This window comes from Mycetocola zhujimingii, from assembly GCF_003065425.1.
In the GTDB taxonomy this organism is placed as follows: domain Bacteria; phylum Actinomycetota; class Actinomycetes; order Actinomycetales; family Microbacteriaceae; genus Mycetocola_A; species Mycetocola_A zhujimingii.
The window spans coordinates 2189121-2204051 of record NZ_CP026949.1; the positions used below are offsets into that span (position 1 = coordinate 2189121).

At 66.7% G+C, this 14931-nt stretch carries 13 protein-coding genes; 5 read left to right on the forward strand and 8 right to left on the reverse strand.

Annotation, left to right across the window (positions count from 1 at the left end):
- Positions 1 to 30: 30 nt before the first annotated feature.
- The 4 genes from rsmA to rsmI form a co-directional block, all read right to left on the reverse strand.
- Positions 31 to 891: a 16S rRNA (adenine(1518)-N(6)/adenine(1519)-N(6))-dimethyltransferase RsmA gene (rsmA, locus tag C3E77_RS10460; protein ID WP_108391582.1), complete on the reverse strand. Its 861-nt coding sequence runs from the start codon at positions 889 to 891 to the stop codon at positions 31 to 33.
- Positions 888 to 1814 carry a TatD family hydrolase gene (locus C3E77_RS10465; protein WP_108391583.1) on the reverse strand — a complete coding sequence of 309 codons (927 nt, stop codon included), beginning with the start codon at positions 1812 to 1814 and terminating at the stop codon, positions 888 to 890. The genes rsmA and C3E77_RS10465 overlap by 4 nt, the downstream gene beginning before the upstream one ends.
- 39 nt (positions 1815 to 1853) lie before the next feature.
- Positions 1854 to 3434 carry a methionine--tRNA ligase gene (metG, locus tag C3E77_RS10470; RefSeq protein WP_108391584.1) on the reverse strand — a complete coding sequence of 527 codons (1581 nt, stop codon included), beginning with the start codon at positions 3432 to 3434 and terminating at the stop codon, positions 1854 to 1856.
- Between the two features lie 109 nt (positions 3435 to 3543).
- Complete coding sequence (gene rsmI / locus C3E77_RS10475; RefSeq protein ID WP_108391585.1) at positions 3544 to 4362, reverse strand: 16S rRNA (cytidine(1402)-2'-O)-methyltransferase; 819 nt, start codon at positions 4360 to 4362, stop codon at positions 3544 to 3546.
- A gap of 168 nt (positions 4363 to 4530) precedes the next feature.
- Between rsmI and C3E77_RS10480 the strand changes: the two genes are divergently transcribed.
- The 5 genes from C3E77_RS10480 to C3E77_RS10500 all read left to right on the forward strand — a co-directional run bounded on the left by C3E77_RS10480 (position 4531) and on the right by C3E77_RS10500 (position 10678).
- A complete protein-coding gene (locus C3E77_RS10480; RefSeq protein ID WP_108391586.1) occupies positions 4531 to 6171 on the forward strand; it encodes a dolichyl-phosphate-mannose--protein mannosyltransferase in 1641 nt (546 codons plus the stop codon).
- 56 nt (positions 6172 to 6227) lie between these two features.
- Complete coding sequence (locus C3E77_RS10485) at positions 6228 to 7238, forward strand: YeiH family protein (RefSeq protein ID WP_418288041.1); 1011 nt, start codon at positions 6228 to 6230, stop codon at positions 7236 to 7238.
- 70 nt (positions 7239 to 7308) lie between these two features.
- Positions 7309 to 8598, forward strand: coding sequence for an O-acetylhomoserine aminocarboxypropyltransferase/cysteine synthase family protein (locus C3E77_RS10490; RefSeq protein ID WP_108391587.1), 1290 nt, complete (start codon positions 7309 to 7311; stop codon positions 8596 to 8598).
- Positions 8599 to 8601: 3 nt separating this feature from the next.
- Positions 8602 to 9168: a CoA-binding protein gene (locus C3E77_RS10495; protein WP_108391588.1), complete on the forward strand. Its 567-nt coding sequence runs from the start codon at positions 8602 to 8604 to the stop codon at positions 9166 to 9168.
- 139 nt (positions 9169 to 9307) lie between these two features.
- The gene (locus C3E77_RS10500) at positions 9308 to 10678 is read left to right on the forward strand and encodes an L-serine ammonia-lyase (RefSeq protein WP_108391589.1); all 1371 of its coding nucleotides are present in this window, start codon (positions 9308 to 9310) and stop codon (positions 10676 to 10678) included.
- Between the two features lie 9 nt (positions 10679 to 10687).
- Here C3E77_RS10500 and C3E77_RS10505 read toward each other — a convergent pair whose 3' ends face one another.
- The 4 genes from C3E77_RS10505 to C3E77_RS10520 form a co-directional block, all read right to left on the reverse strand.
- Positions 10688 to 12514 carry a thioredoxin domain-containing protein gene (locus C3E77_RS10505; protein WP_108391590.1) on the reverse strand — a complete coding sequence of 609 codons (1827 nt, stop codon included), beginning with the start codon at positions 12512 to 12514 and terminating at the stop codon, positions 10688 to 10690.
- Between the two features lie 25 nt (positions 12515 to 12539).
- Complete coding sequence (gene msuE / locus C3E77_RS10510; protein WP_108391591.1) at positions 12540 to 13136, reverse strand: FMN reductase; 597 nt, start codon at positions 13134 to 13136, stop codon at positions 12540 to 12542.
- A gap of 63 nt (positions 13137 to 13199) precedes the next feature.
- Positions 13200 to 14015, reverse strand: coding sequence for a DUF1684 domain-containing protein (locus C3E77_RS10515; protein WP_108391592.1), 816 nt, complete (start codon positions 14013 to 14015; stop codon positions 13200 to 13202).
- Between the two features lie 14 nt (positions 14016 to 14029).
- Positions 14030 to 14869: an aldo/keto reductase gene (locus C3E77_RS10520; protein ID WP_108391593.1), complete on the reverse strand. Its 840-nt coding sequence runs from the start codon at positions 14867 to 14869 to the stop codon at positions 14030 to 14032.
- Positions 14870 to 14931: the final 62 nt, after the last annotated feature.

Consider the following 14931-nt stretch of genomic DNA (forward strand, 5'->3'; position numbering starts at 1 on the left):
TGCCGGGGCAGTCCCGCGCGCCAAAGGTCCCTAGTGAGCTGCCCAGTCGGGAGCGTCGGTGCGCACATTCCGCGCGATCGCGAGGAAATCGTGAACGGTGAGTTCTTCGCCGCGTGCCGTCGGCGCGATGCCGGCGGCCACCATGGCGTCCGTTGCGGCCTGCGAACCGCCGAGCACCTGGCCGAGCGACTGGCGAAGCATCTTGCGCCTCTGCTGGAAGGCGGCGTCGACGAGCTGGAAGGTCGTGAGTCGTTCTTCTTCGGTGCCGATGGCATCCGTTCGCCGCTCGAAGGCAACGAGCACCGAGTCGACGTTGGGCACTGGCCAGAAGACCTGGCGAGACACGTTGCCCGCCGTACGCCAGTGGCCGTACCAGGATGCCTTGACGCTCGGGCTGCCGTACACCTTCGAGCCGGGCTCAGCGGCGAGCCGGTGACCGACCTCAGCCTGGACCATAACGACACCAGCGGTGATCGACGGGAAGTGCTCGAGCAGGTGCAGCAGCACCGGGACCGAGATGTTGTACGGCAGGTTGGCAACGAGCCGGGTCGGGTCTCCGGGCAGCTCGGTGATCCGCATGGCGTCTGCACTGATAACCGTGAGATCGGCGTCGGGCTGCATCAGCTCGACGGTCCGCGGCAACTGCCCGGCGAGGCGGGAATCGATCTCCACGGCGACGACGCTCGCCCCGACCTCGAGGAGGCCAAGCGTGAGCGATCCGAGACCTGGGCCGACCTCGACGACGTGCTCCCCCGCTGCCACCTTCGCGACTTTGACGATGCGGCGGACGGTGTTGGCATCGACGACGAAGTTCTGGCCGAGCTTCTTGGTGGGCTGAACATCGAGAAGTTCAGCGAGGTCGCGGATCTCGGCGGGGCCAAGAAGCGTCATGCGGGTACATCCTCATAGGGGTGTGGCGGGGAGACGACGGGTTCGTCGTCCCAGTGGCCGTACACGTATTCCGTGTTCGACGAAATCTGCGCTGCGAGCATCGACGGGTCGGTGCCGAGCGTCTCAGCGATGGATCGCAGCGTGTGCGGGATCAGGTACGGCGCGTTCGGCCGGCCGCGATACGGCATCGGTGTCAGGTAGGGGGCATCCGTCTCAATGAGCAGCAGGCTGCGCGGAGCGACCTCGAGGGCATCCCTCAGGTTCGCGGCGTTCTTGAATGTCGCCGTCCCGGCAAACGACATGTGCCAGCCGTTCTCGGTGCAGATCTCGGCGAGTTCGCGGTCGCCGGAGAAGCAATGGAAGACCGTGCGCTCGGGCGCTCCAACGCGCTTGAGGGTGGCGATCACTTCGGCGTGTGCGTCCCGGTCGTGAATCTGGAGCGCGAGGTCGTTGTCCTTCGCCATCTGGATGTGCGCCTCGAATGACGCGTACTGGGCCGCACGTCCGTCGTCCGCGGTTCGATAGAAATCGAGTCCGGTCTCACCGATCGCCCTGACCCGCGGACGGGTCGCCAGCTCGGCAATCGTTGCGAGAGCGTCGTCGAGCGTGCCAGCCCGCTCGAGCACCGGAGCCTCATTGGGGTGAATGGCGACGGCGGCGAGCATGCGAGGCTCGATCGCCGCGGTTTCGGCGCTCCAGATCGACGTCGCGACATCCGTACCGACCTGCACGACTCCGCGCACGCCGACGCTCGAGGCGCGGTCGAGCTGTTCCCGGTAATCGAGCGCGACATCACCGTCGGCGATTTCGAGATGGGTGTGGTTGTCGTAGACCCCGACCGCGAGGCTCTCCGGAAGCGGTGGGTAGCTTCGGTCTCGCCGCTCACCGGCGTCGCGCGTACGTACGTGGACGGGATCGGTCATATCTCGACGGTACCCCACCCCGCGCTCACGCGCTCCCGGCTACGCGACGGCCGGTTCAATGCGAGGGAACAGCGCCTGGAGCGCCGAGACAGTGCTGCCAGCGGGCAACTGGCCGAAGCGGCCCGCATCGCGAATGGGCTGGTCGACGAGCGCGCCGAGCGCCTCCGCCGCGCCAAGCGCCTCCCACAGCTTGTGCGTCGCCTGCGGCAACACGGGCGAGAGCAGGACGGCAAGAGCACGCAAGCCGTCGACAGCCGTGTACAGCACGGTGCCGAGGCGCGCGGCGTTCGCCGGGTCCTTGGCGAGGGCCCACGGCTCCGAGTCGGTGATGTATCCGTTGAGCTCATCGACGATCGTCCAGATCGACGCGAGCGCGTCGTGGATCGCGAGGGCGTCGATCGAGCTGTCGGCATCGTCGGCTGCCTTCTTCACTACCGCCTGGATAGCCAGGTCGACGTCGGTGTACTCGGCCGGGGCAGGCACGACTCCGTCGAAGTACTTGGTGACCATCGCGACGACCCGCGATGCGAGGTTCCCGAATCCGTTGGCCAGCTCGGCCTGGTACCTGGCGGACAGGTCTTCCCAGCTGAACGAGCCGTCCTGGCCGAAGGCGATGGCGCGAAGGAAGTAGTACCGGAAGGCATCCGAACCGAAGGTGTCGGTGATCTCCGTCGGCGCGATGCCCGTCAGCTTCGACTTGGACATCTTTTCGCCACCGACGAGCAGCCAGCCGTGGCCGAAGATCTGTTTCGGGACCTCGAGTCCGGCGGCCATGAGCATCGCAGGCCAGATCACCGCGTGGAAGCGGAGGATGTCTTTACCAACGATGTGTGTCGCGGGCCAGCGCCGGTCGAAGTTTGCTTCGTCCTGCCCGTAGCCGACCGCGGTGATGTAGTTGAGCAGCGCATCGAACCAGACGTAGACGACGTGGCTGTCGTCCCACGGGACTTTGACGCCCCAGTCGAAGCTCGAGCGGGAGATCGACAGGTCGCTCAGTCCCTGGCGGACGAACTGGATGACCTCGTTGCGCGCCGACTCGGGCTGGACGAAGTCGGGGCGCTCCTCGTAGAGGGCGAGCAGGCGCTCGGTGAAGTCGCTCATCCGGAAGAAGTAGTTCTTCTCCTTGAGCAGCTCGAGGGGCTTCGAGTGGATCGCACACACCTTCTGGCCTTCGAACGGGCCGGTGCCGTTGACGATCTCGGACTGCGGCTTGAACTCCTCGCAGCCGACGCAGTAGAGCGCCTCATACTCGCCCGAGTAGATGTAACCGTCGTCGTAGAGCCGCTGCAGGAAGAGCTGCACGCTCGACTCGTGGCGTTCCTCCGTGGTGCGGATGAAGTCGTCGTTCTGGATGTCGATCGTCTCGAGCAGCGGCTTCCATGCTTCCGTGACGAGCTTGTCCGCCCACTTCTGAGGTGTCGTGCCGTTTGCGGTGGCCGTGCGGAGGATCTTCTCGCCGTGCTCATCGGTTCCGGTCAGCGACCAGGTGTCGTCGCCGGCCTGCCTGTGCCAGCGCGCGACCACGTCAGCGGCCACCTCGGTGTATGCGTGCCCGATGTGGGGCGCATCGTTCACATAGAAGATGGGCGTTGTGATGTAGAAGGAATTACCGCTGGCCATGCTGTCAATCTTATGGCCGACACGGCTCCCTTCCAGCCGCGTTACGCGTGGGGGTGCGACGAGCGTGCCGTCGACTCGGCTTCGCGTGCTGCTCCCGTTGCCCAGGAGATCAGTTCTTCACGGCGAGCGCCGCCTGGTACAGCTCGCGCTTGCTGAGCCCTGTCGCCTCGGACACCGAGCCTGCGGCATCCTTCAACCGCTCCCCCGGGCTCACGCGCTCGGGCACCTCGACGACACCGTCGTGCAGGCTGAACTCGCGCTTTTCGGCCCCGGCGATCACGATGCAGATCTCGCCCCGGACCCCGGCCGTTGCCCACTCGGCAAGCTCAGCGGCTGTTCCGCGCTTGACCTCCTCGAACATCTTCGTGAGTTCGCGGCAGACAACCGTGCGCCGGTCAGCGCCGAAAACGGATGCCACGTCGGCGAGCGAGGCCGCCAGCCGGTTCGGTGACTCAAAGAACACCATGGTGCGGCGCTCGTGTTCGAGCGCCCGCAGTGTCGTCAGCCGGTCACCCTGCTTGCGCGGGAGGAAACCCTCGAAGCTGAACCGGTCCGTCGGCAGCCCCGAGACGGCGAGCGCCGTGATGACGGCACTCGGCCCGGGAATCACGGTGACGCCGACCCCGGCGTCGACGGCCGCGACGACGAGGTGGTAGCCGGGATCCGACACCGTCGGCATTCCGGCGTCGCTGAGCACCAGAAGGTCAGCGTTGCGGGCGGACTCGACGAGTTCAGCGGACTTCTCGCGTTCGTTGTGCTCGTGCAGGCTGACCAGACGCGGCTTGTGGGCGATGCCGAGGCCCTTGAGGAGCTTGATGGTCGTGCGTGTGTCTTCGGCGGCCACGACCTCCGCCGTGCTGAGCGCGTCGACGAGCCGTTTGGACGCGTCCCCGAGGTTTCCGATCGGGGTCGCAGCGAGGATGATCATGGCTCAAGTCTCCCATCCCCGATGGAGTGTGCCCTCTCCGCGTGCCACCGAGATCACCCGTTCCGGTCGAGATCACCCGGCACGACGGATGATCTCGGCCGGGGTGAGTGAACTCGCGGTCGACAGCGCGCTCCCGGCGGGCGTCGCGAACCGTGTCGCTACCATTGCATGGTGTCCGTCCCGTCCCGCGAGTCCTTCACCCACCTGGTGAACGGTGGGACTACGGGAGACCCTGACGCTGTCGAGCCACGCGGATCCCGCCTCGATGACTGGTGGGGACGCCTCCTGTCCACGCCAGGCCGACGACGGTTGTGGTACTGGGGCGGGCCGATCCTGGTCACTCTTCTCGCCGCGGTCCTCCGACTGTGGAACCTCGGCACACCGCACGCCCTGGTCTTCGACGAGACCTTCTACGTGAAGGACGCCTGGACTCTGCTCCACCACGGCTACGAGTCAGCGTGGCCGCCCGAGGCCGATACCGATTTCAACGCGGGCAGGGTGGACGGGTTCCTCACCGACCCGTCATATGTCGTGCACCCCCCGCTCGGGAAGTGGATCATCGCCCTCGGTCTCGCCGTGTTCGGGGCGGCAGACAGCGTCGGCTGGCGCATCTCGACCGCTCTCCTCGGCACGCTCGCCGTTCTCCTGCTCACCCTCGTCGCGCGGAAACTGCTCGCATCCACGTTCCTCGCCGTAGTCGCTGGCTTCCTCTTTGCGATCGACGGGCACGCGATCGTCATGTCGCGGGTAGCGATCCTCGACAACTCGCTGATGTTCTTCGCGCTGCTCGGCTTCGGCTTTGTCCTCGCGGATCGCGGCTGGCATGAGTCCCGGCTCACCGCACGCACAGCCGAGCGACGTTCGGCCGGGGCCGCACCCGAGTGGGGACCGGTGATCTGGTGGCGACCCTGGCTCGTCGCCGCCGGCGTCGCGTTCGGCCTCGCGGCCGGTGTGAAGTGGTCAGGCTTTTACTTCCTCGCCGCATTCGGCCTCTACCTCATCGTCGTCGACGCGCTCGCGCGCCGCCGGCTCGGACTGCCCGCGTGGTTTTCGGCATCCGTGCTCACCCAGGGACCAGTGACATTCCTGCTGCTCGTGCCGATTTCGCTGCTGACCTACCTCTCCAGCTGGATCGGCTGGTTCGTCACTGACAACGGGTACTACCGGCACTGGGCCGAGCAGCCTGGGAACGCCTGGACCGGCCCATTCTCCTGGGTGCCGTCGGTCTGGCAGAGCTTCCTCTTCTACCAGCAGTCGATCTACAATTTCCATGTCGGCCTTGCCGCCCCGCATCCGTACTCCGCGAATCCCCTCGGCTGGCTCGCCATGATCCGCCCGACGAGCATGTGGTACGCCTCGCCAGCGACCGGGGACGACGGCTGCCAGTTCGCCCCGTGCTCGCAGGCCATCACGTCGATCGCCAACCCGCTGATCTGGTGGGCGGCCGTGGCCGCCACGCTGTACCTCGTCTACCGGCTGATCCGACGCAGGGAGTGGACGGTTGGCCTCATCCTCACCGGCGCCGCCGCGGGATACCTGCCGTGGCTCATGTACACCCAGCGCACGGTGTTCCAGTTCTACACGATCGCGTTCGAGCCATACCTCATCCTCGCCCTCACCTTCGTGATCGGGCTCATCATCGGGAGAAGGAACGATCCGCAGTATGAGCGCACCAGGGGCCTCGGCGTGACCGGGGTGTTCCTCGCGCTCGCCGCGCTCCTCAGCGCCTTCTGGTACCCGCTCTGGTCCGCGACCACTGTGCCGTTCTGGTTCTGGCAACTTCACTCCTGGCTTCCGACATGGGTGTGACGACGTGGCTGTGACGATATGGGTGTGACGGCAATGGAGACACGGGGCAGAACGACATGGCGATGACGACCACCGAAAAACGACCGGTATGGCTCCCGGGGCTGGCTGTGGCCGCACTTGCCGCTGTCATTGCGTGGACCCTGTCGACGCTCATTCCCGCGGTACCGCTCCTGACCGCCGCGGTCGTGCTCGGGATCCTCGTCGCCCAGGTGCCCGCCGCGAAGCCGCTGGTCCGCGGCACGCTCGCGCCAGGACTCGCCCTGTCCGCCAGACGGCTCATGCGCATCGGCGTTGTGCTGCTCGGCCTCAAGCTCAGCCTCTTCGATGTCGCGTCACTCGGCTGGGGCGTGTTCCTGTCGACCGTAGCCATCGTGCTGATCACGTTCGGCGGCACCTGGCTGCTCGGTCGCGCCTTCAGGCTGCCCGGGCACGAGCCCCTGCTCATCGCGACAGGCTTCGCCATCTGCGGGGCGAGCGCGATCGGGGCCATGTCCGGCGTCGTGAGGGCGAAGACCTCAGAGCAGGCGCAGCCCGTCGCGCTCGTCACCCTCTGCGGAACCCTCGCCATCGCCGTCCTGCCCGCCCTGTGGCATCCGCTCGGCCTCGATAACCTGCAGTTCGGGCACTGGGTCGGGGCCAGCGTGCACGACGTCGGCCAGGTCGTCGCGACGGCCCAGGTCGCCGGCGGTGGCGCGCTCGCCGTCGCGCTCGTCGTCAAACTCACTCGCGTGGTGATGCTCGCGCCGATCGTCGCCGTTGCCGGCGTTGTGGAACGCCGCCGCTTTCGGGCGAACCCTGAGTCGTCCAGGCCGCCACTCGTCCCCCTGTTCGTCGTCGGGTTCATCGCCGCGATTCTCGCTCGCACCTTCCTCGACATCCCCGACGTCGTGCTCGCTACCGCCGACACCGTACAGACCGCACTTCTCGCCATGGCGCTCTTCGGCCTCGGTGCCGCTGTCGACGTGAAGAAACTGGTCACGACCGGGTGGCGCACCCTCGTCGTCGGCCTGCTCTCCTGGGCACTCATTGCGGCCCTCGCGCTCGCCGCAATACACCTCTTCTCCTGATCGGTGGGGTTCGTGTCGCTCTGTTACGGCGACAGCCAGGCGGCGGCCCTGCCTCGGGTAGCGTGTGCCCATGGCAGATCGCGAGTATGGCTTCCGCACGCGTGCAATTCACGCTGGCAACATCCCTGACCCGGTGACAGGGGCGCGCGCGCTTCCGATCTACCAGTCCACAGCGTTCGTCTTCGACGACACATCGGATGCCGCTGCCCGCTTCGCACTGCAGAAGTACGGCAACATCTATTCGAGGCTGGCCAACCCGACTGTCGCGAGCTTCGAGGAGAGGGTGGCGAGCCTCGAGGGCGGACTCGGCGCCGTCGCGACGGCATCCGGCCTCTCCGCGCAGTACATCACCTTCGCGAGCCTGGTCGGCGCCGGAGACCACATCGTCGCGTCAGCCAACCTGTACGGCGGGTCGATCACCCAGCTCGACGTCACGCTCCGGCGATTCGGTGTGGAGACCACCTTTGTGCAGTCGTCGAACCCGGCCGACTACGCCGCCGCCATTACGGACAAAACGAAGCTCATCTTCGCCGAGACCATCGCCAACCCGTCGGGCGAGATCGCCGACATCGAGGGTCTCGCCGATGTCGCGCACGCCCACGGCATCCCGCTCGTCATCGATTCGACCATCGCCACCCCGTACCTCAACCGCCCGATCGAGTGGGGCGCAGACATCGTCACCCACTCGGCGACGAAGTTCCTCGGTGGGCACGGCACGACGCTCGGCGGAGTCGTCGTCGAGAGTGGCCGCTTCGACTGGCACAGCGACAAGTTCCCGCTGTTCGGCCAGAAGGTGCCGAGTTATGGCGGCCTCGAATGGTCGGGCAATTTCGGCGAATACGCGTTCCTCACCAGGCTCCGCGCCGAGCAACTGCGCGACATCGGACCAGCACTCTCGGCAACCTCGGCCGCCACTCTCGCCCAGGGCATCGAAACGCTGTCGTACCGGATGCAGGCGCACGTGGACAACGCGAGGACCGTGGCGACCTGGCTCGAGCAGGACCCGCGGATCGAGGCCGTCTATTGGGCGGGCCTTGAGTCGCACCCTCACCACGCTCGCGCCGAGAAGTACCTGCCGAAGGGCGCGGGCAGCGTGTTCAGCTTCGTGGTCAAGGGCGGACGCGCGGTCGGTCAGAAACTGATCGAATCCGTGGAACTCGCGAGCCACGTCGCCAACATCGGTGACACCAAAACGCTCATCATCCACCCCGCGTCAACGACGCACGCCCAGCTGACTGAGCAGCAGCTCATCGACGCCGGTGTGCTCCCCGGCGTCCTCAGGCTCAGCGTGGGTATCGAGGATGCCGACGACATAATTTATGATCTTGACCAGGCGCTCACGCGCGCCGTGGAGGCATAAGCCATGTCGGATCTCGTTACCACCCAATTGCAGAACGGTCTCACCTGCTCGCTTCCCTCGGCCTCGCCGCTCGCGAAGCTGCTGAAGTCCCAGCGCACGTGGGTTGGCCCGGACGCGAAGGAGCGGCTCAGCATCCTCCGCACCGCGAAATCGGTTGCGATCGTCGGTGCGTCGGCGAACCCGACACGGGCCAGTTACTTCGTTGGCACCTACCTGCTCCAGTCGAGCAACTACCGCGTGTACTTCGTGAACCCGAACGCCGGGGAGATCCTCGGCCACCAGGCTTACCCCGACCTCGCTTCTCTGCCGGAGGTGCCCGACATCGTCGACGTCTTCCGCAAGGCGAGCGACATCCCCGAGGTCATGAACGATGTACTCGCCGTCGGAGCGAAGACCGTGTGGGTTCAGCTGGGGATCTGGAACGAGGAAGCCGCCCGCTACGGCGAGGAGAAAGGTCTTACCGTGGTCATGGACCGGTGCATCAAGGTCGAACACGCGCGGTTCCACGGCGGCCTCAACCTCTTCGGCTTCGACACGGGCCAGATCTCCTCGCGCAAGCAGCTCACCTGAGTTTTTCCCGCAGTTAACCTGCTCCGGCCGGGAGATTTCGCACGAACGTTGCGGCGCGGTCCGCCGATCCGCGGCGCCCGCCCGTGCGCACGCTCGGTCTGCCTATAGTGGCAGGACAGCACTTCTGCGAGGAGCACTCATGACGGCCTACGTTTCGGCGTTCGAGCTCTTTTCGATCGGTATCGGCCCGTCGAGTTCGCACACCGTCGGCCCGATGCGCGCGGCTCTCGATTTTGCGTCCCGCCTCACCGCCGCCGGCCTCCTCGGTGCGGTCGACCGGGTCACCTGCACGCTGTTCGGCTCACTCGGCTCGACAGGCATCGGTCATGGAACTCCGGATGCCGTCGTGGCTGGTCTCGCCGGACTGCGACCGGACACCTGCGACCCGGCCGTCGTCCGCGGCGCGTGGTCTGGCCTCCGCCCCGGTTCGACGCTCGCGCTTGCAGGGGAGCGCCCGATCGCGTTCGAGCAGGGCGACATCACGTTCGAGCCGCGGACCCGGCTTCCTGGACATCCCAATGCGCTGACCCTGACCGCCTGGAGCGCCGGTGCCGCTGTTCCGTTGGTGACCGACACCTACTATTCGGTTGGCGGGGGTTTCATCCGCCGCGACGGCGACGGCGACTCTGATCGTCCCGTCGCCCGGTACCCCCTGCCGTTCCCGACCGCCGCCGTGTTGCTTGACCTGTGCGCGAGCGAAGGGCTCAGGATCGACGAGGTTGGCCGGCGCAACGAGGAGGCCGTGCGCAGCCCGGACGACGTGAACCGCGGCCTCGACGCCATCTGGGCGGCGATGGCCGAGTCTGTCGCGAACGGGCTCGCTACGCCCGGAGTTCTGCCGGGCGGCCTTCAGGTCAAGCGCCGCGCGGCAGCGGTCAGGGAGCACCTCGAAATCGCCGAGGCTGAGGGCGGTCGTGAACTGCCGACCGAGTGGCTGCACTCGTTCGCGCTCGCGGTCAATGAGGAGAACGCGGCTGGCGGGCGCGTCGTGACCGCTCCGACCAATGGTGCCGCCGGCATCATCCCCGCGGTTGCGTCGTACTACCTGCGGTTCGTCCCTGGCGCGTCAGCCGACGGCATCCGGCGCTTTCTTCTGACGGCGACGGCGATCGGTTCACTGTTCAAGGCGAACGCCTCGATTTCCGGGGCGGTAGGTGGCTGCCAGGCCGAAGTCGGTTCGGCCTGCGCCATGGCCGCTGGGGCGCTCTGCAGCGTGCTCGGAGGCACGCCGACGCAGGTTGAAAACGCCGCAGAGATCGCGATGGAGCACCACCTCGGGCTCACGTGCGATCCGGTGGGTGGCCTGGTGCAGGTCCCGTGCATCGAACGGAATGCCATAGCGTCGTCGACGGCGGTGAGCGCCGCGCGACTTGCCCTCCACGGCGACGGCAGCCACCTCGTCTCGCTCGACGCCGTCATCGAAACCATGCGGCAGACCGGAGTCGACATGTCGAGCAAGTACAAGGAAACGAGCGAGGGCGGACTCGCCGTCAACGTCGTCGAGTGCTGAGTCCCCGCGTCACACGGGCGTCGGCATCCGGCACGTGAACGCTTCGCAGGCGTACGCGACACGGCGTCCGTTGACCGGAAGCCTCGCCTCGAACAGCTCGAAGCCAGCGGCCGCGAGCTCTCGCGCCTGCTGTTCGGTCACTACCCCAACCACGTCGGCGGAGTCGTGGCGCACGGCCTCCGGCAGCGGTTCGTTGTCGCCGTCGGGACTGACGACCACGAGCTGTTTTGGCCCGACGGCCATCGCCGCCATGAGCTCGAGCGAGGCGCCGAACGAAATCGGGTTAGCAACGGCGACATCGCCGAGGGGCGCCATCGCCGACTGGGCAGCGTCGGCGTAGCGCCGATCGGCGGTGACGAGGTACAGCTTCCACGCCGCCGTCGCCGTCGCGCTGATGCCGGACGGGTACGCACCCTCGGACGGGTCTCCCGCGAGCGCGATCCCCTTGGCGGCGAGGACAGGATCCCCTCCGCCTGGCTCGCCGAACACCAGGTCGGGCGTTCCCGCCGCGAGGGTCTGGTCGATCAGCGACCTGGCCGCCTGCGCGTACGGCAGCTCACCGGTCGCGAGGGACAGCTCCAGAAGTGCGCCGGCGAGCATCCCATAATCTTCAAGTGTCGCTCGCGCGGTCGACCGACGCTCGGCGACGGATGCCCGAACCAGCGTGTCGTCGGCATTCCTGTGGTTTTCGAGCAGGTAGTCGGCGGCCCACCGCGCCGACTCCAGAAAGTCCGCGCGATCGAATACCACGCTGGCACGCGTCAGAGCCTCGATCGCCAGCCCATTCCAGCCGGTGAGCACCTTCTCATCGAGGGCGGGAGGGGTCAGCCCGGCACGATTATCGGCGTCGCGCAGGTAGTACCCGCCCTCCGACCGCTCACCGTCGATCATCGACTCCGAATCCTGCCCGCTCGCGAATCCCCCGGTCGGCAGCTGGAGTGTGCCCAGAAGGAATTGCGCGATGCCCTCCGCCGCAGTTTTCGCCCACGTGCGGGAGGTGTCCTGGCTGTACGCGCGACTGTACGCATCGAGGAGAAGCGCGTTGTCGTACAGCATCCGCTCGTAGTGCGGTTCGCTCCAGTCCCGCTTGGTCGCGTAACGGAAGTAACCGCCGTCGACAGCGTCACGAAGCGGGGAAGTGACGAGCGCCTGGAGTGTGCGCGTCGCGAGCGGGATTCCGCTCGGTCGCGAGAGCAGGAAACGGAGAACGGGAGCCACCGGGAACTTGGGTGCTCCGCCGAACCCGCCGTACTCACGGTCCTCGTGAGCTTCGAGCGTCGACACAGCTGCATCGATCCGTTCAGTGTCCGGCAGCCCGGCGGCCGGGTCCTGGACCGCCGTCGCCGCGATCGCGGCGGCGAGCGCTGTGGAGTTCGCGGTGACGGCCTCGCGTCGATTGGTCCAGGCATCCGTCACGGCATGCAGGACCTGGAGAAACGACGGATGCCCCGAGATCGGCACCGGCGGAAAGTAGGTTCCGGCAAAGAACGCGGCCCCATCGGGAGTGGCGAACACGCTGAGCGGCCAGCCGAGCTGTGACGTGAACGCACTGGCCTGGGCCAGGTAACTGGCGTCGACGGCCGGGTGCTCCTCGCGGTCGACCTTGATGCTCACCATGTGCTCGTTGAGATACTCGGCGATGGCCGGATCGCTGAACGACTCTCGAGCCATGACGTGACACCAGTGGCAGGTGGCATAGCCGATCGAGATGAAGACGGGAACGTCGCGCGCCGCGGCCTCATCGAAAGCGTCCTGGCCCCATTCCCGCCAGTCGACGGGATTGTCGCGGTGTGAACGAAGGTACGGACTCATGGCGGAAGCGAGGCGATTGACCATACTTCAGCCTACGCTCAGCAGTGATCTACCAGGCCCCCACGTAGTCGGAGACGGAGCCGGCGTCCCTCACGCGGCTGCGGACGAACGGCAGCCCGCGTTGCACCGCGAGGTCGATCCGCTCCTGGACAGCGGGACTCGTGAGCGCGTAGTCGGTGAAGTCCGAATTTGAGGCGTAGACGCCGATCGGCAGGGTCAGTGCCTGGAAGAATCCGAACAGCGGCCGGAACTGGTGCTCGAGGATGAGCGCGTGCCGGTCGCCGCCACCCGTCGCGGCGACGAGGACCGGTTTGTCGACAAGAGAGTACTGGCCGACGAAGTCGAACAGGTGCTTGAACAACCCGGTGAACGAACCGCGGTACACCGGGCTGGCCACGATCAACAGGTCGGCATTCTCGATCCTCACCAGCTCGCGCTCGACACTCGGAGGCAGTTGCTCGCGCGTGAGCGCACCGGCGAATTCGGGACCGATCGCCGTGAGCTCGATGATGTGGGCATCGATCGGTTGCTCCTTGGCAACGCGGTCGAGGATGGCGTCGAGAAGCGCGCTCGTTTTCGAGGGGATGTGCAGGCTCCCCGACACGGCGACGACCCTGAGTGGCTGTTGTGCTGCGATCTCGACCATGCTGCGACGCTACGCCGATTCGCTGCTCGAGCGGGCGCACGCCGCAACACGGCGTAACGGGGGTTACTGCTCGAGTCTGACGTTCTTTTCTCCAGCGCGGATCGGACGGCCGAGCCGGTTGCCAGCAGGGGGCAGCGGGCACACGTAGAAGTCGGCGAATGCACACGGGGGAAGGTACGCGCGGTTGAAGTCCACGGTGACGTGGCCATCGGCATCCGGCGCCGGCATGTCGATGAACCGGAACCCGTAGGTTTCGGTGCCGTTGGTTTCATCGCCGAAGACGGCGTGGAGGCCGCCTCGCTCGGCGACGACGGTCAACGTCTCGATAGCGCCGTCCGGGAACGGAACGGCGATGACACCGGCGGGCAGGTCTTCGGAGACATGCCCATCGATGGCTGTGATCTCCAATCGGGAATTGGGCGCGGAGGGGCTGAAGCTCCCCTCGAGCACGAGGGCGGGGTCAGGCTCGAACACCTCGATGCCGCGAAGCTTCGTCCTCGTCGGCGCTTCGGGGTCGAGCACCCGAAGGGCGAGCGCGCCATCGCGTTCGAAGAACCGCAACCGGCGGTCGCCCCACTCGATGTCCTGGCCACTCATCAGCGTCACAGTGTTGTCCGTGACGGCCCCGACCGGACGGCCACCCTGGAGGATGGTCAGCCCGTTGAGCTCAGAGCCCTCACCGACGATTCCGTCGAGTCCTGCGTGCCACAGTCCCGGTACCGAGTCCAGCTGTTCCGGCACCGCGGTCAGCCAGTGGGTCGCGGCGAGCGCGGCGAGACCGAACGGCGACGACGTCGACCGCTCTCGCGCCTCGTGCCAGGTAGCCCAGTCTGACGACACACTGTCTGTGCTCGAGGCGAAGGTGTCTGGTGATGCCATGGCGGCGTCCTCGCTCAGTTGACGTCGTTCGGGTGGGCGCCGACGCGGCCGTCCCGTTCGAGCGCGGAAATCGCGGCCATCTCGGCCTCCGTCAGTTCGAAATCGAAGAGATCGAGGTTCTCGGCGATCCGCTCGCGACTGTTCGACTTCGGGAAGACGATGAACCCGTTCTGCAGGTGCCACCGAAGCACCACCTGAGCCGGGGTCTTCCCGTGCGCCGCGGCAGCGTCGGCGACGCTGGACTCTTCGAAGAGCGGGTACTTGCCCTGCCCGAGAGGGCCCCAGGCCTCGATCTGGATGCCGTGTTCGCGGGAGAACTCGACGACCTCACGCTGCTGCAGCGCCGGGTGGAGTTCGATCTGGTTGACGGACGGCACAGCTCCACCGTCGGCGAGGAGGTTCTCGAGGTGTTCCACCAGGAAGTTCGAGACACCGATCGAGGTTGCTTTGCCGTCGGCCTGGATCTGCTGCAGCGCCTTCCAGCTCTCCCGGTACAGGCCACGCTGTGGTGTCGGCCAGTGAATCAGGTAGAGGTCAACCGCGTCGAGACCGAGCTTCTCGAGGCTCCGGTCGATCGCGTCGAACGCGGACTGGGTTCCCTGGTCGTCGTTCCACAGCTTCGTGGTGATGAAGAGATCCTCGCGCGGGATGCCGCTTTTCGCGATCGCGCGCCCCACGCCTTCCTCGTTGCCGTAGATGGCGGCGGTGTCGATGTGGCGGTAGCCGAGTTCGAGTGCATCCGTCACAATGCGTTCGGTCTCGGCGGGGTCGACCTTGAACACGCCGAAGCCCAGCTGCGGGATGGTTGCGCCTGAATTGAGGGGAAGTACCGGACCGGTCCACGTTGTCGTCATCGCACCAGCTAACCACCCGAGCCCAGCGACGACCAACCTTCGGGGCTGCCTCTTCGCCGTCA

Excerpts from the sequence above, each read along its gene's own strand:
- C3E77_RS10495 (WP_108391588.1), top strand. The coding sequence starts at position 8,602 with ATGTCGGATCTCGTTACCACCCAATTGCAGAACGGTCTCACCTGCTCG.
- metG (WP_108391584.1), bottom strand. The coding sequence starts at position 3,434 with ATGGCCAGCGGTAATTCCTTCTACATCACAACGCCCATCTTCTATGTG.
- rsmI (WP_108391585.1), bottom strand. The coding sequence starts at position 4,362 with ATGATCATCCTCGCTGCGACCCCGATCGGAAACCTCGGGGACGCGTCC.
- C3E77_RS10520 (WP_108391593.1), bottom strand. The coding sequence starts at position 14,869 with ATGACGACAACGTGGACCGGTCCGGTACTTCCCCTCAATTCAGGCGCA.
- C3E77_RS10480 (WP_108391586.1), top strand. The coding sequence starts at position 4,531 with ATGGTGTCCGTCCCGTCCCGCGAGTCCTTCACCCACCTGGTGAACGGT.
- C3E77_RS10485 (WP_418288041.1), top strand. The coding sequence starts at position 6,228 with ATGGCGATGACGACCACCGAAAAACGACCGGTATGGCTCCCGGGGCTG.
- rsmA (WP_108391582.1), bottom strand. The coding sequence starts at position 891 with ATGACGCTTCTTGGCCCCGCCGAGATCCGCGACCTCGCTGAACTTCTC.
- C3E77_RS10465 (WP_108391583.1), bottom strand. The coding sequence starts at position 1,814 with ATGACCGATCCCGTCCACGTACGTACGCGCGACGCCGGTGAGCGGCGA.
- C3E77_RS10490 (WP_108391587.1), top strand. The coding sequence starts at position 7,309 with ATGGCAGATCGCGAGTATGGCTTCCGCACGCGTGCAATTCACGCTGGC.
- C3E77_RS10500 (WP_108391589.1), top strand. The coding sequence starts at position 9,308 with ATGACGGCCTACGTTTCGGCGTTCGAGCTCTTTTCGATCGGTATCGGC.
- C3E77_RS10505 (WP_108391590.1), bottom strand. The coding sequence starts at position 12,514 with ATGGTCAATCGCCTCGCTTCCGCCATGAGTCCGTACCTTCGTTCACAC.
- C3E77_RS10515 (WP_108391592.1), bottom strand. The coding sequence starts at position 14,015 with ATGGCATCACCAGACACCTTCGCCTCGAGCACAGACAGTGTGTCGTCA.
- msuE (WP_108391591.1), bottom strand. The coding sequence starts at position 13,136 with ATGGTCGAGATCGCAGCACAACAGCCACTCAGGGTCGTCGCCGTGTCG.